This is a genomic window from Allobranchiibius sp. GilTou73 (assembly GCF_021391335.1).
Lineage (GTDB): Bacteria > Actinomycetota > Actinomycetes > Actinomycetales > Dermatophilaceae > Allobranchiibius > Allobranchiibius huperziae.
This window is the reverse complement of record NZ_CP090051.1, coordinates 1,863,799-1,884,640: the sequence shown is the minus strand read 5'-3', so window position 1 is coordinate 1,884,640 and position 20,842 is coordinate 1,863,799. Positions and strand designations below refer to the sequence as shown.

General features: G+C 70.3%; 17 protein-coding genes and 1 pseudogene. 7 read left to right on the top strand and 11 right to left on the bottom strand.

Going from position 1 to position 20,842, the window contains the following annotated elements; translation table 11 throughout:
* Window positions 1-45: 45 nt before the first annotated feature.
* From LVQ62_RS09460 to LVQ62_RS09445, 4 genes and pseudogenes are all read right to left on the bottom strand, one after another.
* Window positions 46-2,528, bottom strand: a pseudogene (locus LVQ62_RS09460) (polyribonucleotide nucleotidyltransferase).
* A gap of 198 nt (window positions 2,529-2,726) precedes the next feature.
* On the bottom strand, window positions 2,727-2,996 hold the full coding sequence (gene rpsO / locus LVQ62_RS09455; RefSeq protein WP_179481766.1) for a 30S ribosomal protein S15: 270 nt from the start codon (window positions 2,994-2,996) through the stop codon (window positions 2,727-2,729).
* Between the two features lie 178 nt (window positions 2,997-3,174).
* The gene (locus tag LVQ62_RS09450) at window positions 3,175-3,603 is read right to left on the bottom strand and encodes a DUF350 domain-containing protein (protein ID WP_233761123.1); all 429 of its coding nucleotides are present in this window, start codon (window positions 3,601-3,603) and stop codon (window positions 3,175-3,177) included.
* A gap of 10 nt (window positions 3,604-3,613) precedes the next feature.
* Window positions 3,614-4,657 carry an alpha/beta fold hydrolase gene (locus LVQ62_RS09445; RefSeq protein ID WP_233761122.1) on the bottom strand — a complete coding sequence of 348 codons (1,044 nt, stop codon included), beginning with the start codon at window positions 4,655-4,657 and terminating at the stop codon, window positions 3,614-3,616.
* A 41-nt stretch (window positions 4,658-4,698) separates the two neighbouring features.
* Between LVQ62_RS09445 and LVQ62_RS09440 the strand changes: the two genes are divergently transcribed.
* On the top strand, window positions 4,699-5,229 hold the full coding sequence (locus LVQ62_RS09440; RefSeq protein WP_179481772.1) for a MarR family winged helix-turn-helix transcriptional regulator: 531 nt from the start codon (window positions 4,699-4,701) through the stop codon (window positions 5,227-5,229).
* Window positions 5,230-5,510: 281 nt separating this feature from the next.
* On the opposite strand, the gene ndk is transcribed toward LVQ62_RS09440, so the two are convergent.
* The 6 genes from ndk to ileS are packed head-to-tail and all read right to left on the bottom strand — an operon-like array spanning window position 5,511 to window position 12,468.
* Window positions 5,511-5,930, bottom strand: coding sequence for a nucleoside-diphosphate kinase (ndk, locus tag LVQ62_RS09435; protein WP_179481774.1), 420 nt, complete (start codon window positions 5,928-5,930; stop codon window positions 5,511-5,513).
* Between the two features lie 24 nt (window positions 5,931-5,954).
* Complete coding sequence (locus LVQ62_RS09430; protein ID WP_233761121.1) at window positions 5,955-6,782, bottom strand: undecaprenyl-diphosphate phosphatase; 828 nt, start codon at window positions 6,780-6,782, stop codon at window positions 5,955-5,957.
* Window positions 6,783-6,828: 46 nt separating this feature from the next.
* Entirely contained in the window at window positions 6,829-7,251 is a 423-nt protein-coding gene (locus LVQ62_RS09425) for a DUF4233 domain-containing protein (RefSeq protein WP_233761119.1), read from the bottom strand.
* A complete protein-coding gene (locus LVQ62_RS09420) occupies window positions 7,248-8,639 on the bottom strand; it encodes a folylpolyglutamate synthase/dihydrofolate synthase family protein (protein WP_233761117.1) in 1,392 nt (463 codons plus the stop codon). The genes LVQ62_RS09425 and LVQ62_RS09420 overlap by 4 nt, the downstream gene beginning before the upstream one ends.
* Window positions 8,636-9,148 carry a GNAT family N-acetyltransferase gene (locus LVQ62_RS09415; RefSeq protein WP_233761114.1) on the bottom strand — a complete coding sequence of 171 codons (513 nt, stop codon included), beginning with the start codon at window positions 9,146-9,148 and terminating at the stop codon, window positions 8,636-8,638. The genes LVQ62_RS09420 and LVQ62_RS09415 overlap by 4 nt, the downstream gene beginning before the upstream one ends.
* A complete protein-coding gene (gene ileS, locus LVQ62_RS09410; protein ID WP_233761112.1) occupies window positions 9,145-12,468 on the bottom strand; it encodes an isoleucine--tRNA ligase in 3,324 nt (1,107 codons plus the stop codon). Before ileS ends, LVQ62_RS09415 begins: the two co-directional genes overlap by 4 nt.
* A gap of 414 nt (window positions 12,469-12,882) precedes the next feature.
* Here ileS and LVQ62_RS09405 point away from each other — a divergent pair, with 414 nt between their 5' ends.
* Window positions 12,883-13,974, top strand: coding sequence for a hypothetical protein (locus LVQ62_RS09405; protein WP_233761110.1), 1,092 nt, complete (start codon window positions 12,883-12,885; stop codon window positions 13,972-13,974).
* A gap of 9 nt (window positions 13,975-13,983) precedes the next feature.
* Here LVQ62_RS09405 and LVQ62_RS09400 read toward each other — a convergent pair whose 3' ends face one another.
* Entirely contained in the window at window positions 13,984-14,595 is a 612-nt protein-coding gene (locus LVQ62_RS09400; protein WP_233761108.1) for a GAD-like domain-containing protein, read from the bottom strand.
* Window positions 14,596-14,804: 209 nt separating this feature from the next.
* On the opposite strand from LVQ62_RS09400, the gene valS reads away from it, so the two are divergent.
* The 5 genes from valS (at window position 14,805) to LVQ62_RS09375 (ending at window position 20,842) form a co-directional block, all read left to right on the top strand.
* A complete protein-coding gene (gene valS, locus LVQ62_RS09395) occupies window positions 14,805-17,444 on the top strand; it encodes a valine--tRNA ligase (protein ID WP_233761107.1) in 2,640 nt (879 codons plus the stop codon).
* Between the two features lie 88 nt (window positions 17,445-17,532).
* The gene (locus LVQ62_RS09390) at window positions 17,533-18,270 is read left to right on the top strand and encodes a DUF4129 domain-containing protein (protein WP_233761105.1); all 738 of its coding nucleotides are present in this window, start codon (window positions 17,533-17,535) and stop codon (window positions 18,268-18,270) included.
* Window positions 18,257-18,748, top strand: a complete 492-nt coding sequence (locus tag LVQ62_RS09385; protein ID WP_233761103.1) for a hypothetical protein — start codon at window positions 18,257-18,259, stop codon at window positions 18,746-18,748. The genes LVQ62_RS09390 and LVQ62_RS09385 overlap by 14 nt, the downstream gene beginning before the upstream one ends.
* Before the next feature lie 8 nt (window positions 18,749-18,756).
* Window positions 18,757-19,716, top strand: a complete 960-nt coding sequence (locus tag LVQ62_RS09380; RefSeq protein WP_233761101.1) for a MoxR family ATPase — start codon at window positions 18,757-18,759, stop codon at window positions 19,714-19,716.
* Window positions 19,717-19,723: 7 nt separating this feature from the next.
* Window positions 19,724-20,842 (top strand): DUF58 domain-containing protein, encoded by a 1,119-nt coding sequence (locus LVQ62_RS09375; RefSeq protein ID WP_233761099.1) that lies wholly within the window; start codon window positions 19,724-19,726, stop codon window positions 20,840-20,842.

Here is a 20,842-nt window from a genome sequence, read left to right as displayed (position 1 = left end):
GCACCCCCAACGGGGCACCGGGCGTCCGGGTACGGCGTGTCTGACTCAGGCGTCGGCCGGGGTCGCGCCGGCGGGCTGGTTCGACTCGTTCGAGCCGCCCTGTCCGCCACCGTTGTTGCCACGGCCGCGACCGCCACGACGACGGTTGCGCGGGCGGCGTTCGCCACCCTCACCCTGGCCACCGGTGTCCTCGGATCCGGTGCCCTGCGCGGAACCGTCGTCCTCGGCGGCGACGGCCGTGGTGTCGTCCGCAGCGGTCTCGGGAACGGTGCTGACCGGAGCGGCGTCGGCCACGGGGGCCGGCTCCGCGGCGGCGGGGGCGGCCTCGGCAGCAGCCGACGCGTCCTCGACGACGGCCAGCGACAGCTTGCCGCGCGGGTCGACCTCCTTGAGCTCGACCTGCACCTTCTGACCGATCTTCAGGACGTCCTCGACGTTGTCGATCCGCTTGCCGCCGACGAGCTTGCGCACCTCGGAGATGTGCAGCAGACCGTCCTTGCCGGGCAGCAGGGAGACGAACGCGCCGAACGTCGTGGTCTTGACCACGGTGCCCAGGAAACGCTCGCCGACCTCCGGCATCTGCGGGTTGGCGATCGCGTTGACCGCGGCCCGTGCGGCCTCGGCCGACGCACCGTCGGTCGCGCCGATGTAGACCGTGCCGTCGTCCTCGATCGACAGGTCCGCGCCGGTGTCCTCCTGGATCTGGTTGATCATCTTGCCCTTCGGGCCGATGACCTCACCGATCTTGTCGACGGGCACCTTCACCGTGATGACACGCGGTGCGAAGGGGCTCATCTCGTCGGGGCCGTCGATGGCCTCGTGCATGACGTCCAGGATGTAGAGCCGGGCGTCGCGTGCCTGGGTGAGCGCACGGCCGAGCACGTCGGCGGGGATGCCGTCGAGCTTGGTGTCCAGCTGGATCGCGGTGACGAACTCGCGGGTGCCGGCGACCTTGAAGTCCATGTCGCCGAAGGCGTCCTCGGCTCCCAGGATGTCGGTCAGCGCGGCGTACTGGGTCTGTCCGTCGACCTCGGCGGAGACCAGGCCCATCGCGATGCCGGCGACCGGGGCGCGCAGCGGCACACCGGCGTTCAGCAGGGCCAGGGTGGACGCGCAGACCGAGCCCATCGAGGTGGAGCCGTTGGAGCTCAGCGCCTCGGAGACCTGGCGGATCGCGTACGGGAACTCCTCGCGGGTCGGCAGCACCGGCATCAGGGCGCGCTCGGCGAGTGCTCCGTGGCCGATCTCGCGACGCTTCGGCGAACCGACGCGACCGGTCTCACCGGTGCTGTACGGCGGGAAGTTGTAGTTGTGCATGTAGCGCTTGCGCGACACCGGGCCGAGCGTGTCGAGCTGCTGCTCCATGCGCAGCATGTTGAGGGTGGTAACGCCCATGATCTGGGTCTCGCCACGCTCGAAGATCGCCGAGCCGTGCACCCGCGGGAGCACCTCGACCTCGGCGGACAGCGCACGGATGTCGGCCAGACCGCGACCGTCGATGCGCACCTTGTCGCGCAGGATCCGCTGCCGGACCTGAGCCTTCTGCAAGGCGCGGTAGGCGGCGGACACCTCCTTCTCGCGACCCTCGAAGCGCTTGCCCTCGCCGGCCAGTTCGGCCTTCAGGGCGCCCTTGAGCTCCTCGATCTTGTCCTCGCGGTCCTGCTTGTCCACGATCGTGAACGCGGCGGCGACCTGCTCGGAGGCGTCCTTCTCGACGGCCTCGTAGACGTCGTCCTGGTAGTCCAGGAAGATCGGGAAGTCCTGCACGGGCTTCGCCGCCTGCGAGGCGAGCTCGGACTGCGCGTCGCACAGGACGCGGATGAACTTCTTGGCCGCTTCCAAACCCTCGGCGACGATCTCCTCGGTCGGAGCGGTCTTGCCCTGGTTCTTCACCAGGTCCCAGGTCGCTTCGGTGGACTCGGCCTCGACCATCATGATCGCGACGTCGTCACCGGCGACGCGGCCGGCGACGACCATGTCGAAGGTCGAGCGCTGCGCGTCGGAGAAGTTGGGGAAGGCGACCCACTGGCCGTCGATGAGGGAGACGCGGGTGGCGCCGACCGGGCCGGAGAACGGCAGGCCGGAGATCTGCGTGGAGGCGGACGCACCGTTGATGGCGAGCACGTCGTACTGGTGGTCGGGGTTGAGCGACAGCACCGTGATGACGACCTGGACCTCATTGCGCAGACCCTTCTTGAAGGTCGGGCGCAGCGGGCGGTCGATGAGGCGACAGGTCAAAATGGCATCCGTCGAGGGCCGTCCCTCGCGGCGGAAGAAGCTGCCGGGGATCTTGCCCGCGGCGTACATCCGCTCCTCGACGTCGACCGTCAGGGGAAGAAGTCGAACTGGTCCTTCGGCTGCTTGCCTGCGGCCGTGGTGGACAGCAGGGTGGTCTCGTCGTCGAGGTAGCACAGCACGGAGCCGCCTGCCTGCTTGGCGAGGCGTCCGGTCTCGAACCGGACGGTGCGGGTGCCGAAGCTGCCGTTGTCGATCGTGGCTTCGGCGAAAGTGATCTCTGGACCCTCCATTGGGTCTCCTCTTCTGTTCTCTTCTGACCGGCCGGCGGATCGTCGTTGCCCGCGGCCGTTTTCTTCATTTCGGGGCGTACGGCGATGTTGGCCGCGGGCGGCAGCGCAGCGGCTGCGGCCGGCGGGGTCGCCATACCCCCGAACACGCCAGAAGGCGGCCACCGCGAAGGTGACCGCCTGCTGGCGTGAAGTGGGTGATCAGCGACGTAGACCCAGTCGCTTGATGAGCGAGCGGTAACGCTCGACGTCGATGTCCTCGAGGTAGCGCAGCAGACGCTTGCGCTGGCCGACCAGGAGGAGCAGCCCGCGGCGGCTGTGGTGGTCGTGCGGGTGCTGACGCGAGTGTTCGGTGAGGTCCTTGATGCGCTGGGTCAGCATCGCGACCTGCACCTCGGGGGACCCGGTGTCACCCTCGGACGTTGCGTACTCGGACATGATCTGTGCCTTGACGGCGGTTTCCAGGGGCATCGTGAGGATGACTCCATTTCTGTGACTCGTTGCGCGGTGCTCCTGGGCATGTCCACCAGGGCGCTGTCGATCCGCGGCCGGTATACGGCGATCCCCAGAATAGCAGCGCGACAGGAGGCGCCCTAATCGGCAGAGGGCGCCACTACGCCTTCGCCGGGCCGCGTGCGAGCCGCGTCTTTCAGGTGATCGCGGCGGTGATGACGGCTGCGATGGCCAGGTGGCTGGCCGCAGTGACCCACACCGCGGGGTGCCGCTCGGTGGCGACCATCATCGCGCCGAGCTTTCCGGGCGTCAGGATGTCGAGGATGACGAAGAACACCGCCATGATCAGCATCCCGAGGATGCTGAAGACCGCGGTGCGGATGAGGCCGTCCGTGAGGTCGCCGTGGGCGCTGCGGATCGCCGCCACGATGATCGCGGCGACCGAGACCACGTTGACCGACACCAGGATGCAGGCGTTGGTGTTGCGCTGCTCCCAGATGAGCTCGTGCAGCTTGCCCGGGGTGAGCATGTCGATCAGGGCGTAGCCGACGAGCATCATCCCGACGCCCACCCCGGCGTACGCGGCGATCGCACCGACGTCGTTCCATAGATCCGAACTGGTCATCGCATCTCTCTCACTGGTCTGACGGCGGGCGACTCCTGCTGGGCGGCTCCTGCTGAGGGTAGACGTGTCGGGCGTTCCCCTGCCTCGCCCACCGCGCGGCCGCTGAGCCGAGTCCCAGGTCACAGGTGAGCTGCCGCCACGCCGCGACCATGAGCGGTCCGCCGTGGCCCTCGGTGCTCTCGATGACCAACCGCGACCTCGGGAGCACGCGGTGCAGCTCGTACGCCGTCACCGCCGGTCCGCTGATGTCCCTGCGTCCGTGGACCAGCCCGACCGGTATCTCGCGCAGGGCGCCGGGGTCGGTGAGCAGCGGCGGGTCGACGAAGCCGTCATTACTCCAGTAGTGGGCGGTCAGCCGGGTGAACGCCACCTGGTAGTCGATCGGCCGCTCGCTGTGGTTGGTGGTCGGCTGCAGCAGCCCGACGTGCGCGTCCTCCCAGCGCATCCAGGCCTCGGCCGCCGGGCGGTGTACGAGCGGGTCGCGGTCGGCCAGCAGACCTGCGTACGCCGTGACGAGTCGTCCCTGCCCGCGGCGGTAGCCGACGCCCGCGCGCTCGGCGTACCCGGCGTACTCATCCCACGCCTCGGGAAAGATCCGCCCGACGTGCTCGGTGATCCAGTCCACCTCCGCTCGGCCGGTGGTGGTGACCGCCATGACGCTGACCGCGAGGGTGCGTTCGGGATGGGCGCGGCCGTAGGCGAGCCCCAGGGTCGAGCCCGACGACACCCCGGTCACGACCCAGCGCTCGATGCCGAGGTGGGTGCGCAGCGCTTCCAGGTCGGCGATTAGGTGCGCCGTCGTGTTGGCGCCCAGGTCGTACGTCGGGTCGGACGCGTGCGGCGTCGACCGGCCGCAGCCGCGCTGGTCCAGGCCGATGACCCGGAAGCGGTCGTTGTCGAACCAGCCCCGGTAGCTGCCCTTGTTGAGACCGCCGCCCGGGCCGCCGTGCAGATAGACCAGAGGTACGCCGTCGGGGGCGCCGGAGTCCTCCCAGTAGACGCGGTGTCCGTCGCCGACCTCGAGCAGGCCGGTGGCTATGGGGTCCGTGTGCATGCGGTCATCGTGGCAGGCCGGCAGTGGCAGACTTGTCGCTCATGAGCCGATCCGTGCCGACTGATCGACCCAGTGAACGCGCCCGCTACGAGGCGGAGGTCGCGGCGTACGTCGCGGCCGGGGGGAACGAACAGGTCCAGCGCGTCATCACCGCGGTGCACGGGATGTCCCGTCGCCTCGCCCAGTGGTACACCCGCCAGCTGCAGGATGTCGGCCTCTCCTCCGGCGAGTGGTCGGTCATCTCCATCCTCGCCACGGCGCCCGACGGTCAGCTGACGACGCCGTCGTACCTGGCGCACGCGACCGCCATCGCGCCGTCGTCGATGACCCACCGGCTGGACCGGATGAGCGAGCGGGGGCTGCTCGAGCGCACCCCCGACAAGGAGAACCGGACCAGGATCCTCGTCGCGCTGACCGAGACGGGCTGGGAGCTGTTCAAACAGGTCATCCAGGAGTCGGACGTGATGGAGTCGGACGTGCTGGACCGGCTCGACACCACCGAGCGCGCCCGGCTGGCGACGCTGCTGGAGCAGGCGATCACCGGACTGGACGAGGCTCTCGGCGCCCGCTGACCGGGGGCACGACCACGCTCATTCTGCGTTCGGGCCGCTCGGCCCCGAACGCACGCCGCCGACCCGCGCACACCCTGCGTTTCGGCCCGCTCGGCCCCGAACGCACGCCGCCGACCCGCGCGCACCGTGCATCTCGGCCCGCTCGGCCGATGAAGGAACGTCGTAAAGGGAAACCCGGGTCCCCGCGAAGTATCGGAGCGCAGCGGAGAACTTCGTGGGGTGATTTTCGTGGCGGGGTCCCCGCGAAGTATCGGAGCGCAGCGGAGAACTTCGTGGGGTGACTAGAACCAGATGGAGATCTCGCGGGCGGCCGACTCCGGTGAGTCCGAGCCGTGCACGATGTTCGCCTGCACCTTCTCGCCCCAGTCGCGCCCGAGGTCGCCGCGGATGGTGCCGGGCAGCGCCTTGGTCGGGTCGGTGGCGCCGGCCAGGGCGCGGAAGCCCTCGATGCAGCGGTGGCCCTCGACCACGACGAACGTGGCCGGCCCTGAGGACATGAAGTCCACGAGCGGCTCGTAGAACGGCTTGCCCTGGTGCTCCTCGTAGTGCCGGGCGAGGCGTTCGCGATCGGGGGTCGTGATGTGCAGGTCGGCCAGGACGTAGCCCTTGGACTCGATACGGCGCAGCACCTCCCCCGTCAGGCCGCGGCGGAAGCCGTCGGGTTTGACGATCACCAGGGTGCGTTCGATCTGCTCGCTCACGGGCGAAACCCTAACGGGTACGGGTCAGGTGGCCTGCAGCGCGCCGACCGACAGCAGCACGAAGAGCAGCACGGCCAGTCCGAGTCGGTAGAAGACGAACGGCCGCAGCGTATGCGTGGTGAGGTAGCGCATCAGCCAGGCGATGACGGCGTACCCGATGACGAACGCGAGCACCGTCGCGACGGCCACCTGGCCCCAGCCGTCCGGGTTGGGTTTGGACACCTCGCCGGCGAGCTCGAACAGGCCGGAGGACCACACCGCGGGGATCGCGAGCAGGAAGGAGTAGCGAGCAGCCGACTCCCGGCGGTAGCCCATCAGCATCCCGCCGCTCATCGTGCCGCCGGACCGGGAGACACCCGGGATCAGGGCCAGCGCCTGCCAGAGGCCGAAGAAGATGCCGTCGCGGGTGGTGAGGTCCTGCACCTGCTTGGTCTGCCGCGCGGTGCTGTCGGCATAGGCGATGACCAGCGCGAAGAGCAGCAGCATGCTGGCGGTGATCCAGAGGTTGCGCGCCGGGCCTTCGATGGCGTTCTTGAAGATCAGCCCGAGGATGCCGATGGGCAGCGTGCCGATGATGACCAGCAGGAACTCCCGGGCGTCCGGGTCCGACCACGGCAGCCTGCGCCGCAGCGCGAGGACGCCGGCGCGGATGAGCCGCACGATGTCCCGCCAGAAGTAGACGAGCACCGCCGTCTCGGTGCCGAGCTGGTTGATGGCGGTGAACGCCGATCCGCCGCCGTCGTTGTCGAAGAAGAGCCGACCCACGATCAGCTGATGTGCCGAGGACGAGACGGGGATGAACTCGGTCAGGCCCTGCACGATGCCGAGCAGGACCGCTTCGAGCCAACTCATGCGGTCACCGGGACCCGGACGGTCTGGACGATCGGGGTCGGGACGATCACGGTTGTCGCTCCAAGTAGTCGGCGGTCAACTGGTCCATCTTGCGGCCCTGCACCAGTGCCGTGATCCACAGCGCGAGGAAGATCACCCCCACCACGAACATCAGCGGTACCACGAAAACCGCGGCCAGCGTAGCGATCTGGACCACCCAACCCAGCGCGACACCCCAGGGGCGACGCATCGTTCCCGCCGTGACGATGCACAGCACCGCCAGCACGCCACCCACCCAGAGGTACGCCGGGTGGCCGACGCCGTCACGCGACTTGGCGATCGCGTACGCCACCAGTCCACCGAGCAGGACCACTACGACCTGGAAGGCGACCACGACGGCGGCCAGCCGACGGGTCATCCGGTCGCCCACGCCGTAGAGCAGCACGCCGCCGGGTGCGACCCGGTGGCCGGACGTGTCCGTGCCGCTCACGTGTCGGTCGACCCGAGCAGCGCGCGAACCTCGGCCGCCGTGACCACGGATCCGGTCGCGAGCACTCCGCCCGCGACGCCGCCCTCGTCGGCGAGCTCGGCGGCCCGGTCCAGGGCCTCGGGAAGGCTCGGCACGACGAAGACTCGGTCCTCGCCGAAGATCTCGGTGGCCAGCTCCCCCAACCGGTCGGGGTTCGTCGCCCGCTCGGACCGCGTACGGGTCACGACGATCTCGTCGAGCACCGGTTCGAGCGTCTGGAGGATGGCGTCGGCGTCCTTGTCCTGCAGGATCGCCACGACGCCGACGAGCTTGGCGAAGTTGAACGAGTCCTCGAGCGCGTCGCGCAGCGCCCGAGCGCCGGCGGGGTTGTGCGCGGCGTCGACGAGCACGGTGGGTGAACGCCGCACGATCTCCAGGCGACCCGGCGAGGTGACCCGCTCGAGCGCCTCGCGCAGCACGTCGATGTCGAGCGGCTGCTCCCCACCGCCGACGAACGCCTCGACCGCCGCGATCGCAGTGACGACGTTGTGCGCCTGATGGTCGCCGAAGAGCGGCAGGAACAGGTCGTTGTAGTCGCCGGCGAGACCGCGGACCGACACCTGCTGACCGCCGACCGCCTGGTCCCTGGCCAGCACGAAGAACTGCTCGTCCTCGCTGACGACGGTGGCGCCGACCTCCTGGGCGCGCTCGGCGATCAGCTCGTGCACGTCGGGCTCCTGGCGACCGACGACGGCGATAGCGCCCGCCTTGACGATGTCGCGCTTCTCGAGGGTGATCTCCTCGATGGTGTTGCCGAGCAGCCGCTGGTGGTCGATGTCGATCGGGGTGATGACCGCGACCTGGCCGTCGGCGACGTTCGTGGCGTCCCACCGGCCGCCGAGCCCGACCTCGACGATGGCGACGTCGACGGGCGCGTCGGCGAACGCGGCGTACGCCATCACCACCAGCAGCTCGAAGTACGTCGTGCGCGGCTCGCCGGCCTCGGCCGCCCGCTGGTCGACCAGCTGTACGTACGGCAGCACGTCGTCGTACGTCGCGATGAAGCGTTCGGGGTCGATCGGTTTGCCGTTCAACGCGATCCGCTCGCGGATGTCGTGCAGGTGCGGTGAGGTGAACCGCCCCGTCGACAGGCCCATCTCGCGCAGGATGCGCTCGATGAAGCGCGTCGTGCTCGTCTTGCCGTTGGTGCCGGTCAGGTGGATCACCGGGAAGGTGCGCTGCGGCTCGCCGAGCAGCTCCATGACCTGCACGACGCGTTGCAGCGACGGCTCCGGCGTGCTCTCGGGGGTACGGGCCAGGATCTCCCTCTCGACCTCGTGCAGCCGCTTGCGCGACTCCAGCTGGGCCTCGGCCTCGCGCGCCGCTGCGTCGGGACGCCCGCTGCTCATGCGTCCTCCCTCAGCACGCGGCGCACCCAGATGCTGTCCGGCACACCGGAACCCGCTGTCTCCCGCTCGTAGAAGTCGAAGCCGAAGTGCGCGTAGAAGCCCGCGGCGTTCTCGTTGCCGTCCAGGTAGGACAGGACCATGCTCTTCCATCCGTCGTCGGTCGCACGGCTGATCGCCGTGCGCAGCAGCCGCGAACCCACGCCGCTGCCCTGGTGCTCGGGGAGCACGTAGAGCTTCCAGAGGGCGATCTCGTCTCCGAGGGGCCCGACCACGGACACCCCGATGATCTGATCCCCGACCGCGGCGACCGTCGCCCGACCGGACCGGATGGCCGGGATGGTGGCGTCCGCGGTCCACCACTTCGCCAGGCCCATCGCCACGTAGTCGTCGCCCGCGATGGGGCCGTACGTGATGGGCCAGGTCTGCCGGCCCACCTCGATGACCCCGAGGAGATCGTCGCCGACCGCCTCGCGGATCTGGACGCGCTGCGACACCTCCGCCGCGGTCATCGCGGACCTCCCGGCCGGCTCGGCACGCTGACGGCGATGGTGACCTTCTTGCCGTCGCCGAGCTGCACGACGGTGCCGCCGGGCAGCTCGTGCCCCGCACCGGCAGCGCCGAACTGCACGGCCAAAGTCTCGCCCATGATCAGCGACTGGTGGGCGACCACGGCCTGCCACACGTCGTCGTCACCGGCGACCGACAGGCTGATCCGGTCGCTCACGTCCAGGCCCGCCTCACGGCGTTCCTGCTGCACTGCGCGGATCACGTCGCGGGCCAGCCCTTCGGCGCGCAGCTCGTCGGTGACGGCGGTGTCGAGGACGATGAAGCCGCCGCCGGGGAGCATGGAGGGCACCTGGGTCGATGCCGCGTCGCCGGACACGACCGTCTCCAGGGTGTACTCACCCTCGAGCAGGGCGAGGCCGCCACTGGTCACGGAGCCGTCCTCGGCCACCGACCAGTCGCCGGACTTGCTGCCCTTGATGGCCTGCTGCACTGCCCGGCCGAGACGCGGACCAGCGGCTCGGGCGTTCACCGAGAGTCGCTGCGTGACGCCGTACTCCTCCTGGGTGGCGTCCGCCAGGTCGGCGAGGCGCACGTCGCGCACGTTGACCTCGTCGGCGATGACCCCGGTGAAGTCGGCCAGCGCCTCCGGGTTGGGCACGACGACAGTGACGCTCGGCAGCGGCAGCCGTACGCGCAGCTGGTGGGCCTTGCGCAGGCTGGAGGTGGTCGAGCAGATCGCTCGCGCCCGGTCCATCGCCTCGACCAGCGCTTCGTCCCGGGGCAGGTCGTCCGCGGTCGGCCAGTCGGTCAGGTGCACCGACCGGCCACCGGTGAGCCCGCGCCAGATCTGCTCGGCCTCGAAGGGCAGCAGCGGCGCCGCGACCCGGGTCAGCACCTCCAGCGCGGTGTAGAGCGTGTCGAACGCCGCATGCGTGGCGTCCGAGCCGCGGGATTCTGCATCCCAGAAGCGTTCCCGGGACCGGCGGATGTACCAGTTGGTGAGGACGTCGAGGAATCCGCCGACGCTCTCGCAGGCTCCCGCGATGTCGTAGACGTCGAGCTGGGCCTGGGTCGTGTCGACCAGGTCGCGCAGCTTGGCCAGCAGGTAGCGGTCCAGCACGTCGGTGCTGGCGGTCGACCACTTCGCCTCGTAGCCGGCCGCATTCGCGTAGAGGCTGAAGAAGTACCAGCTACTCCACAGCGGCATCATCACCTGGCGCACACCGTCGCGGATTCCCTGCTCGGTCACGACCAGGTTGCCGCCGCGCAGGATCGGGCTGGCCATGAGGAACCAGCGCATCGCGTCGGCGCCGTCGCGGTCGAAGACCTCGGACACGTCGGGGTAGTTGCCGATCGACTTCGACATCTTGGCGCCGTCGGAGCCGAGGACGATGCCATGGCAGATGACCGACTTGAACGCCGGCCGGTCGAAGAGCCCGGTCGCCAGCACGTGCAACGTGTAGAACCAGCCGCGGGTCTGGCCGATGTACTCCACGATGAAGTCGCCGGGGAAGTGGTGCTCGAACCACTCGGCGTTCTCGAACGGGTAGTGCACCTGGCCGTAGGGCATCGACCCGGAGTCGAACCACACGTCCAGCACGTCGCTCACCCGGCGCATCGTCGAATTCCCGCTGGGGTCATCGGGATTGGGCCTGGTCAGCTCGTCGATGTACGGGCGGTGCAGGTCCGGCACGCGCTCACCGGTGGTCGGGTCGATCCGCCCCGGCAGCACGCCGAAGTCGCGCTCGAGCTCCTCGAACGATCCGTAGACGTCGATGCGCGGGTGCGCCGGGTCGTCGGACTTCCACACCGGCACCGGACTGCCCCAGAAGCGGTTGCGGGTGATCGACCAGTCGCGCGCGCCCTCCAGCCACTTGCCGAACTGGCCGTCCCGCACGCCGCCGGGCACCCAGGTGATCTCCTGGTTGTGCGCGAGCATCCGCTCCTTGATCGCGGTGACCTGCACGAACCAGGACGACACCGCCATGTAGATGAGCGGGTTGCGGCAGCGCCAGCAATGCGGGTAGCTGTGGTCGTAGGTCTCACGGCGCAGCAGCACCGTGCCGGGGGTGACCCGGCCGTGCTCGTCCGGCCCACGGGTCGCGGCCTTGAGATCGTCGATGATGTGGGAGTTGGCGTCGAAGACCTGCATGCCCTCGTACTCGTCGACCGGCGCGGTGAATCGACCGTCGGGGCCGACCGGGATCACCGGCTGCATGCCCTCGCGGTCGGTGACGACCATGTCCTCCTCACCGAAGGCGCCCGCGCTGTGCACGAGCCCGGTGCCGTCCTCGGTGGTGACGAAGTCGGCCTCGACGACCCGGAAGGCGTTCTCGTGGCCCAGGTAGTAGCCGAAGGGCGGGGTGTAGGTGCGCCCGAGCAGGTCGGCGCCGGTCAGGCGCTGCACGACGTGGGACTCCCAGTCGGCGTCCGCGGCGCCGAAGAGGTCCCTGGCGTACGACGCCGCGCGGGCCGCCGCGAGGATGTAGCGCTCGGTGGTGCCGGTGACGTCCGACTCCAGCACGACGTAGTCGATGTCGGGGCGCACCATGATCGCCAGGTTGGACGGCAGCGTCCACGGCGTGGTCGTCCAGATGAGGGCCAGCTCCCCTGTCTCCAGACGCAACCCGACGGTGACGGCCGGGTCCTGGCGCATCTGGTAGACGTCGTCGTCCATCCGCAGCTCGTGGTTGGACAGCGGCGTCTCGTCGTTCCAGCAGTAGGGCAGCACGCGGAAGCCCTCGTAGATGAGGCCCTTGTCGTAGAGCGTCTTGAACGCCCACGTGACCGACTCCATGTACTGCGGGTTGAGGGTCTTGTAGTCGTTCTCGAAGTCCACCCACCGGCCCATCCGGTGCACGTAGGACTCCCACTCCCCCGTGTAGCGCAGCACCGAGGCGCGCGCCGCGTCGTTGAACTTCTCGACGCCCATGTCGAGGATCTCGTCCTTGGTCTTCAGGCCGAGCTGCTTCATCGCCTCCAGCTCCGCCGGGAGCCCGTGGGTGTCCCAGCCGAAGCGTCGTTCGACCCGCTTGCCGCGCATCGTCTGGTAGCGCGGGATGAGGTCCTTGACGTAGCCGGTCAGCAGGTGGCCGTAGTGCGGCCGCCCGTTGGCGAAGGGCGGGCCGTCGTAGAAGACGAACTCGTTGCTGCCGTCCTGGCCGGCGTCGCGCTGCTGCACGGAGGCCTGGAAGGTGTCGTCCTTGGCCCAGTAGTCCAGCACCGCGCCCTCGATGGCCGGGAAGTCCGGGCTGGGTGCGACGCCTGAGCCGGTCGTCGCGGGGGTGCCGTCGGCGGTGGGATCGACCTTCGGGTAGGTCATGCGGGTGCGTCCTTCGGTCTGCGAATCGTCCTCTGCGCTGCCCGAGGACGACGTACGCCGGTCTGTCACCGGCGACACCGCGGTACCACCCCGCTTGCCGCACGTCTTCCGCGCTGAACGCGAACGGCGTGCGGCCGCTTGTTCCTGAGCTGTGACGGGCTCGTCCCGTCCGGGTCTACTGGGCGCCGTCGACGCTGTTCTTCCGGAAGCTCGCCGCTGATGACGGCTCGAACGCTGTGTGGACCAGTGTACGGCGTCTGCGCGGGGTCGCCCTCGCGCGGCGCACGGGCGATCCGAGGGACGGTTCTCGACGCGGTGGGGGTTCTGCGTTCTCGGCCAGTGCTGCAGTCCTGGTCGAGAACGCAAACCGCGCACACCGACTCGGCCGCCCCGCACCGCGGCCATACTTCCTGCATGAGGCGCGGGGCGGGGGCGGCAGCCATGGCAGCGGCGATGTCCGTGACGCTCGCCGCCTGCAGCGTCAGCTTCCACGTCGGTGGCACTGGCTCCGGCACGGCCCGGGCCACGGTCCCGCCGTCGATCGTGCACGACGGTCGCGTCTCGCTCGACTTCCGCCAGACGCCGACCCGTGCCGCCTTCGGGTTGCCAGCCGACCAGAGCTGGCGCGGGTACGAGGCCCGGTACAAGCACACCTACGACCTGTCGATCACCCTTCCCGGGGGCGTGCTGCGGCTGCCCGCCCACTCGATCGACGGTGACACCGACGACGCGGGCGGTGCCGTCGACACCGACCACGGCCATCGGCCGAAGTACTTCACGGTCGACGTGCTCTACCCCTCCGAGGACGCAGCGGACACGGCCCTGGCCCAGCAGTCGGCGCTGCTCGGCATCTCTCACCGCCCGTCCGCCTCGGACGCGCTGGTCGACGGATCGCCGTCGCGCGACCTCTTCGTCGAGGTGCAGCGCCAGTCGAACCTGTCCGCCACGCTGTCGGCTCCCGGAGAGCGCTACTACTACTTCAGCTTCGACCGGTACGACAACGCTGCCGTCGCCGCGGTCCTGCACGACGGTCGGATGGACCTGGACGCGCGCACGCGACCCAGCCGGGCGCAGCTGGGCTTCCTCGACGACTACGCCCGGGCGGACATCCAGACGTCTCCCCCGTCCAAGGCCCCGGTGGCGCTGACCCTGCGTACGCCGCACGGCACGGTGACGCTCGCCGTCGATTCGCTGACCTCGACCTCGGGGCGCGATGCCGACCCGCAGCTCGTCCGCCAGCGCGCGGCCCCCTCCCGCACCAGCACCACGTGGGTCGGGACCGTGGCCGAAGCACGCGCCCAACTGGTGCGGGCCGCACCGGCGCTGGGCCTGGCACCGTCCGCGATCTCTGCTCTGTTCGCCGGTCCCGCCGACACCGCGCACACGGTCCGGACGACGACGTCGGCGTACGACCTGGAGGTGAGCGTGCAGGCCGATCCGTCCGAGCCCGGCCCGTACGCGGCGAGCATCGGCTACCGCTTCACCTGGCGGGATCCCGCAGGCTGAGCCCGCAGGTCAGCGGCGCTGTTGGCCGACCCGCTCGTGAATCAGGTCGAGGTGGCGTACGCCGTCGCCGCGGTCGAGGTTGTCCGGGTGCACCTTGCCGCCGAGCGCCAGGATCGGGGTGAAGAAGTAGATCTCCCCCTCGCGCAGCTCGCCCTTGCGCTGCCGGGCGCCCTTGTGCGGCCCGGCGAGGTCGCGCGGGTGCGAGGTCGGACCGGGCAGGTGCTCGCCCAGGAACGCGGCCATGTCGCCGTCGATGACCGTGTTGGTCTGGAAGTGCGGGTCGAGGCAGGAGATCACGTCGCGCCCGTCGACCCGTTCGTAGTGGTAGACGTGCCCGAAGCTGGTGACTGCGAACGGGACGCTGGCGACCTGATCGCCGAGCCACACCTGCAGCGTCGACACCCAGTGGCCCGGATCGACGATGGCGAGCGCCTGGTCGCCGTAGAAACCGAGCCCGTACGCGCGCCACAGCTCCACGAGCGCGTCCGGCAGCCGCCCCTCGGCGTACTCCAGGAACTGCGGACTCGGGACCCGCACGTCCACACCCGGGGGGAAGGCCTGCACGAAACGGCGTACGGCGGCGCCGATGTCGCTCGCGCGCTGGTCGGACGTCTGGGTCATGGCGCGGTGTCTCCTTCGGGGGTCGGGCGGGTACGTCGACCGACGGTAGTCGATCCGGGCGAGAGCGGGCGGCGTCACCGCGAGGCTCGCCCCGGCCGGTTGTCCGCGGATTCGCGGTGCCGGCGTCACTCCTGCGCTGACAACCACGCTCGGCGGCCCGCGGAAAACCCCGGTGAGGGCATCGGCGCACGTCTGGGATCATTGCGGCCATGACCGAACGCCCCGCCGCAGCCCACTCCTCCGTCCCCGACCGGCCCACGGTCGACGGCCTCGAGGAGCGGTGGGGCGCGGTATGGGCGCGTGAGCAGACCTACGCGTTCGACCGCGAGCGCGCGCTGACCCTGCCGCGCGAGCAGGTCTACTCCATCGACACCCCGCCGCCGACGGCCAGCGGCAGCCTGCACGTAGGGCACGTCTTCGGCTACACCCACACCGACTGCATGGCGCGCTACCAGCGGATGCGCGGCCGCGAGGTGTTCTACCCGATCGGGTGGGACGACAACGGCCTTCCGACCGAGCGCCGCGTCCAGAACTACTACGGCGTGCGCGGGGATCACGCCGCGGCGTACGACGCCGACTTCGTGCCGCCGTTGCAGGGCGCCGAGGGCAAGTCCGTCAAGGCGGCCGACCAGGTGCCGATCAGCCGCGCGAACTTCATCCCGCTGTGCGAGGAGCTGACCGCGCGCGACGAGGAGTCGTTCGAGCAGCTCTTCCGCACGCTCGGCGTCTCCATCGACTGGCAGCACTCCTACCGCACCATCGACGACCGCTCCCGTGCCGTGGCCCAGCAGGCGTTCCTGCGCAACCTCGCCCGCGGCGAGGCCTACCAGGCCGAGGCGCCGGGACTGTGGGACGTCACCTTCCAGTCCGCGGTCGCACAGGCCGAGGTCGAGGCGCGCGACTACCCCGGCGCGTACCACCGGATCGCCTTCCACCGCACCGACGCCGACCCGGTCTACGTCGAGACCACCCGCCCGGAGCTGCTGCCCGCCGTGGTCGCGCTCATCGCTCACCCGGACGACGACCGGTACGCCGACCTGTTCGGTACGACGGTCACCTCGCCCCTCTTCGGGGTCGAGATCCCCGTGCTGGCCCACCCGGCCGCCGAGCCGGACAAGGGCGCCGGCATCGCGATGTGCTGCACCTTCGGCGATCTCACCGACGTGCAGTGGTGGCGCGAGCTGCAGCTGCCGATCCGCTCGGTCATCACCCGCAACGGCCGCATCCAGGGCGAGACGCCGGAGTGGATCGCGGGCGGCCCCGGGGAGGCCCTCTACGTCGACGAGCTGGCCACCAAGACGGTCTTCTCCGCCCGCAAGGCCGTGGTCGACGCGCTGATCGCGAGCGGCGACCTCGACGGCGAGCCGAAGAACACCCAGCGCAAGGCGAACTTCTTCGAGAAGGGCGACAAGCCGCTGGAGATCGTGACCAGTCGTCAGTGGTACATCCGCAACGGCGGCCGCAGCGAGGAGCTGCGCAAGGAGCTGGTGGACCGCGGGGGCGAGATCGACTTCCACCCGGGCTTCATGCGCAGCCGCTACACCAACTGGGTGGAGGGGCTGAACGGCGACTGGCTGATCAGCCGGCAGCGGTTCTTCGGCGTTCCGTTCCCCATCTGGTACCCCATCGACGCCGATGGCGAGATCGACCACACGCGACCGATCGCGGCCGACGAGAGCCAGCTGCCGCTCGACCCGCAGGTCGACGTGCCGTCGGGCTACACCGCCGAACAGCGCGGCGTGCCTGGTGGTTTCGCCGCCGACCCCGACATCATGGACACCTGGGCGACGTCGTCGCTCACCCCGCAGATCGCTGCAGGGTGGCCTGTGACCAGCGACCCGGAGTCCCGTAACGACCCGGCGCTCTTCGACGCGATCTTCCCGATGGACCTGCGTCCGCAGGGCCACGACATCATCCGCACCTGGCTCTTCTCCTCGGTGGTGCGCAGCCACTACGAGCATGGTGAGGCGCCCTGGCGCGGCGCGGCGATCAACGGCTGGATCCTCGACCCGGACCGCAAGAAGATGTCCAAGTCCAAGGGCAACGCCGAGACTCCCCTCGACGTCGTGCTGCAGTTCGGCGCGGACGCGGTGCGCTACTGGGCGGCGTCCGCGCGGATGGGCGCCGACTCGGCGTACGACACGGGGCAGATGAAGGTCGGCCGGCGCCTGGCGATGAAACTGCTCAACGCCAGCAAGCTCGCGCTGACCATCGGCGAGTCCGACGGCGACCCGGCCGCGGTGACGCACCCCCTGGATCGCGCGATGCTCGCCGGGCTGCGCGACGTCGTCGAGGTCGCGACCCGTGGGTGGGAGAACTTCGACTACACCCGGTCGCTGGAGGTCACCGAGAGCTTCTTCTGGACCTTCTGCGACGACTACATCGAGCTGATCAAGGACCGCGCGTACGGCGCGCAGGGCGACGAGGGTGCCGCGAGCGCCCGGGCGGCCCTGCGGGTCGCGCTGTCGGTGCTGCTGCGGCTCTTCGCTCCGTTCCTGCCCTACGCCACCGAAGAGGTGTGGTCGTGGTGGCAGGAGGGTTCGGTGCACCGCGCGTCCTGGCCGACGGTCGCCGAATGCGGTGCGGCCGAGGGAGATTCACGTGCACTGCGGGTGGTCGGAGACGCCCTGGCCGGGATCCGCAAGGCCAAGTCGGACGCGAAGCTCGGCATGCGCGCGCAGGTCACCTCGATGACACTGACCGCGCCCGCGGATGTGCAGGAGCTCATCCGCGCCGGTGAGGACGACCTGCGGGCCGCCGGCAAGGTGACCGGCATGACGTACGCCGACGGGCCGGCCCTCGCCGTGCAGGACGTCGAACTGGTGCCGCCGCCCCCGCGGGGCGCCTGACCTCGCTCCGCCCGCCGGTTGTCAGCGGTTTGGTGACGTATTCGCCACAGATCCGCTGACAACCGCGGTGGCAGATTACAGTCACGGCATGGTCAGCGGGGGACGCGCGACGCACCTGCAGCGACGGGTCACCCTGATTGCTGTAGGCGTCGCCGTGCTGGTCCTGGCCCTGCTGGCCGCGACGACCCGTCGTCCCGCGATCGTGCACAGCTCCTCGAGGACGACGTCCTCGACGCACCTCCCCACACTCACGACGAGATCGGCGTCGTCGTCCCCGGCCGCGACCGGCCACCGGACGTCGGGAGGCTCCGGGCTGACCGTGCTCGCGGTGCTGGTCGTGCTGCTCGCCGTGCTGCTCCTGGTCCTGGTGATCGCAGTTCTGGCGATGGGGGCCGGCCCGCTGTCGGAGGCGCTGCGCCGTCGCTGGGACCAGCGCCGATCCTCGTCGGCGAGCCGACAGCACGTCGGGTCCGCCCGGTCGGAGGTCCTGACGGAGTCCCTTCCGGATCTGCTGCGGGCTGTCGAGCAGGGGTCACCGCGGGCCGGCATCATCGCGGCCTGGGTGCGGCTGGAGGGCATCGCCGCCGACGCCGGGGTGCCGCCGCATCGCAGTGAGACGCCCGCGGAGCTGACGATCCGGGTCCTCGACGGCATGGACGTCCCCGGGCGGTGGATCCTGCGCCTCGCCGACCTCTACCGCGAAGCCCGCTTCAGCGACCATCCGATGAGCGAGGACGACCGCGCCGAGGCCGTCCACTGCCTCAACGCGCTGACCGCCGGCGAGACGGCCCGAAGCACGGACGGGAGCCCCAGTGGCCGTCAGTAGAGGTCGGTGGGCGACCCGCGTGCTGCTCGCCGTGGCTGCCGTGGCGGTCGTGGTCATCGGGGTCAGGTTGAGCAACGAGGACATCGCCGTCCTGCCGCTCGGCGCCGGGATCCTCGCCGCATGCGCGGTGTGGTGGTTCGCGGTGGACGCGGGCGCAGCGGCATCCACCGTTCGGTGGACCGAGCCGGCGGAGTACCCCGCGCACTACACCCGGGGCGACCCCGCCGCGAGCTATCTGCGCCGGCTCTGTGAAGAGGCCACGTCGAACGGCCGCCGCACCTCGCCCACGGCCGCCGCGGCGTTGCAGGACTCCGTCCGCCAACTCGTGCAGGACCGCCTGGAGCAGCGCCCGCTGCGGGGCCTCCCGGCACTCGAGACCTTGCCCCCGCCGCTGGAGCGCTATCTGCGGACCGATCCCGCGCCGCGACTTCGCCCCGAGGACCTGCACCACATCGTCACATCGATCGAGGAGCTATGACCGCACCGATGACCCCCTCCGACGCCACCCGCAGGGCCGGGGAGGTGCTGGATCAGGTCGAACTCGCCGTGATCGGCAAGCGCAAGCAGCTGGAGGTCGTCCTGGCGACGATCCTGGCTGGCGGCCACGTGCTGATCGAGGACAACCCCGGCCTCGGCAAGACCCTCGCCGCACGGTCCTTCGCGCAGTCCCTGGGGCTGTCGTTCGCGCGCGCCCAGTTCACCCCCGACCTGCTCCCGTCGGACCTGACTGGGTCGTTCGTCTACGACCAGGGACGCGCGGAGTTCGTCTTCCGGGAGGGACCCGTCTTCACCGGGCTGCTCCTCGCCGACGAGATCAACCGGACGCCGCCGAAGACCCAGGCCGCGCTGCTGGAGTCGATGCAGGAGCGACAGGTGACCATCGAGGGGCAGACCTTCGCGCTCCCCCGACCGTTCCACGTCGTCGCGACGGCCAACCCGGTCGAGTACGAAGGCACCTACCCGCTTCCCGAGGCCCAGCTCGACCGCTTCCTCAGCCGCATCGCGTTCGGCTACCCGGAAGAGGCCGAGGAGATCGACGTCCTCGAACGCCGGATGGCGCGCCGCGAGGAGGCCATCACCCTCTCCCCGGTGATCGACGCGAGCGAGCTCATCGCGATGCAGGATGCCGTGGAACAGGTGCGGGTCGACCCGTCGGTGACCCAGTACTGCGTACGCCTCGCCGCAGCCACCCGGTCCCACGGCCAGCTGGCGATGGGCTCGTCGCCGCGAGGCTCGCTCGCCCTGGTCCTCCTGGCACGCTCGGTGGCCGTCGTCCGCGGTCGCGACTTCGTCACGCCGGAGGACGTCAAGAGCGTGGCGACCGCCGTGCTCGCCCACCGGGTGAGCGTCCTGCCGGAGCTGTGGATGACCTCGGTGTCCGGAGTCGACGTCGTCCGGGAGCTGCTGCAGACGGTGGCCGCCCCCTCGTCCAGGGTGCGGTCGTGACGGTCCCGTGAACGGCTGGCGTCCCACCCCGGCTCTGCTCACCGCGGCCGCGGCCACGGCAGGTCTGCTCGTCATCGCCGTCCTGTCGCAGAACTCCGGCCTGGTCGTGGTGGCCGCTCCCCTGCTGATCATCTCCGTCTGGTCGCTCCTGGACCGCCCGGAAGGACGACCGCGGGTGATCGACGCGACGACGGTGCCGCGTACCCATGAAGGGGCGACCCAGACATGGTCCCTGCGGGTCACCGATCTGGCGGGCGCCGAGATCGTCGACGCCACCACCTCCTGCACCGCGCACGTCGACACCGACCCGGCGTCCGGCCTGCTGCGCGCCGTACCGTCCGGTGAATCCGCCGAGTTGTCGATGCGGTGGGCCGCCCGGCGATGGGGGCCCGCAGAGGTAGGCAGCGGCAGCTGCGTCGCGTTCAGCACCTGGTCCGGTTTCCGGGCCGGTCCGCTGCCGTTCCGTCCGAGCCGCGTCCAGGTCAGCCCCGCCATTCCCGCCTTCACCGCAACGGGCGGTGCGCCCCGGCCCGCCGGTCTGGTCGGCCAGAACCGCAGCCAGCGTCGCGGTGACGGTTCGGAGTTCGCGGACATCCGGGGCTTTCAGAGCGGCGATCGACTGCGCCGCATCCACTGGCCGATCTCCGCGCGGACCGGACAGTTGCACGTCCGCACGACGTACGCCGAGTTGGACAGCGAGATCCTGCTCGTGCTGGACGCCGAGGAGGAGTACGGCGATTCGAGTACGCACGCCGAGACCTCGCTCGACATCGGGGTCCGATCCTGCGCGGCCATGGCGGCGCACCTGCTGCAGCGTGGGGAACGCGTGGGGCTGCAGGTCCTCAGCAGCGTCCGCCCGGAACGCGTGCGCAGCAGGGGTGGGTCGGGACAGCTGCGACGGATCCTGCACGAACTGTCGGGGGTGCGGCCCGGAGCGCTCGGCGCCGGCATGGGCGCCCGCAACCGGATCCGTGCATCGCGCGGCACGCTCGTCGTCGTGGTGACCCCGCTGGTCGGCACCGCCGCCACCACGCTCGCCGCCGAAGCGGCCCAGCGCGGCCTTCCGACCGTGCTGGTCGACTCGTTGCCGGCGGTCACCGCATCCGGAGACCCGCGCAGCGGCTGA

What these genes read in the sequence shown, in the direction of transcription:
- LVQ62_RS09405 (WP_233761110.1), top strand. Translation starts at nt 12,883, where the DNA reads ATGAGGCGCGGGGCGGGGGCGGCAGCCATGGCAGCGGCGATGTCCGTG.
- LVQ62_RS09450 (WP_233761123.1), bottom strand. Translation starts at nt 3,603, where the DNA reads ATGACCAGTTCGGATCTATGGAACGACGTCGGTGCGATCGCCGCGTAC.
- LVQ62_RS09420 (WP_233761117.1), bottom strand. Translation starts at nt 8,639, where the DNA reads ATGAGCAGCGGGCGTCCCGACGCAGCGGCGCGCGAGGCCGAGGCCCAG.
- rpsO (WP_179481766.1), bottom strand. Translation starts at nt 2,996, where the DNA reads ATGCCCCTGGAAACCGCCGTCAAGGCACAGATCATGTCCGAGTACGCA.
- LVQ62_RS09440 (WP_179481772.1), top strand. Translation starts at nt 4,699, where the DNA reads ATGAGCCGATCCGTGCCGACTGATCGACCCAGTGAACGCGCCCGCTAC.
- LVQ62_RS09415 (WP_233761114.1), bottom strand. Translation starts at nt 9,148, where the DNA reads ATGACCGCGGCGGAGGTGTCGCAGCGCGTCCAGATCCGCGAGGCGGTC.
- ileS (WP_233761112.1), bottom strand. Translation starts at nt 12,468, where the DNA reads ATGACCTACCCGAAGGTCGATCCCACCGCCGACGGCACCCCCGCGACG.
- LVQ62_RS09390 (WP_233761105.1), top strand. Translation starts at nt 17,533, where the DNA reads ATGGTCAGCGGGGGACGCGCGACGCACCTGCAGCGACGGGTCACCCTG.
- valS (WP_233761107.1), top strand. Translation starts at nt 14,805, where the DNA reads ATGACCGAACGCCCCGCCGCAGCCCACTCCTCCGTCCCCGACCGGCCC.
- LVQ62_RS09380 (WP_233761101.1), top strand. Translation starts at nt 18,757, where the DNA reads ATGACCCCCTCCGACGCCACCCGCAGGGCCGGGGAGGTGCTGGATCAG.
- LVQ62_RS09445 (WP_233761122.1), bottom strand. Translation starts at nt 4,657, where the DNA reads ATGCACACGGACCCCATAGCCACCGGCCTGCTCGAGGTCGGCGACGGA.
- LVQ62_RS09400 (WP_233761108.1), bottom strand. Translation starts at nt 14,595, where the DNA reads ATGACCCAGACGTCCGACCAGCGCGCGAGCGACATCGGCGCCGCCGTA.
- LVQ62_RS09430 (WP_233761121.1), bottom strand. Translation starts at nt 6,782, where the DNA reads ATGAGTTGGCTCGAAGCGGTCCTGCTCGGCATCGTGCAGGGCCTGACC.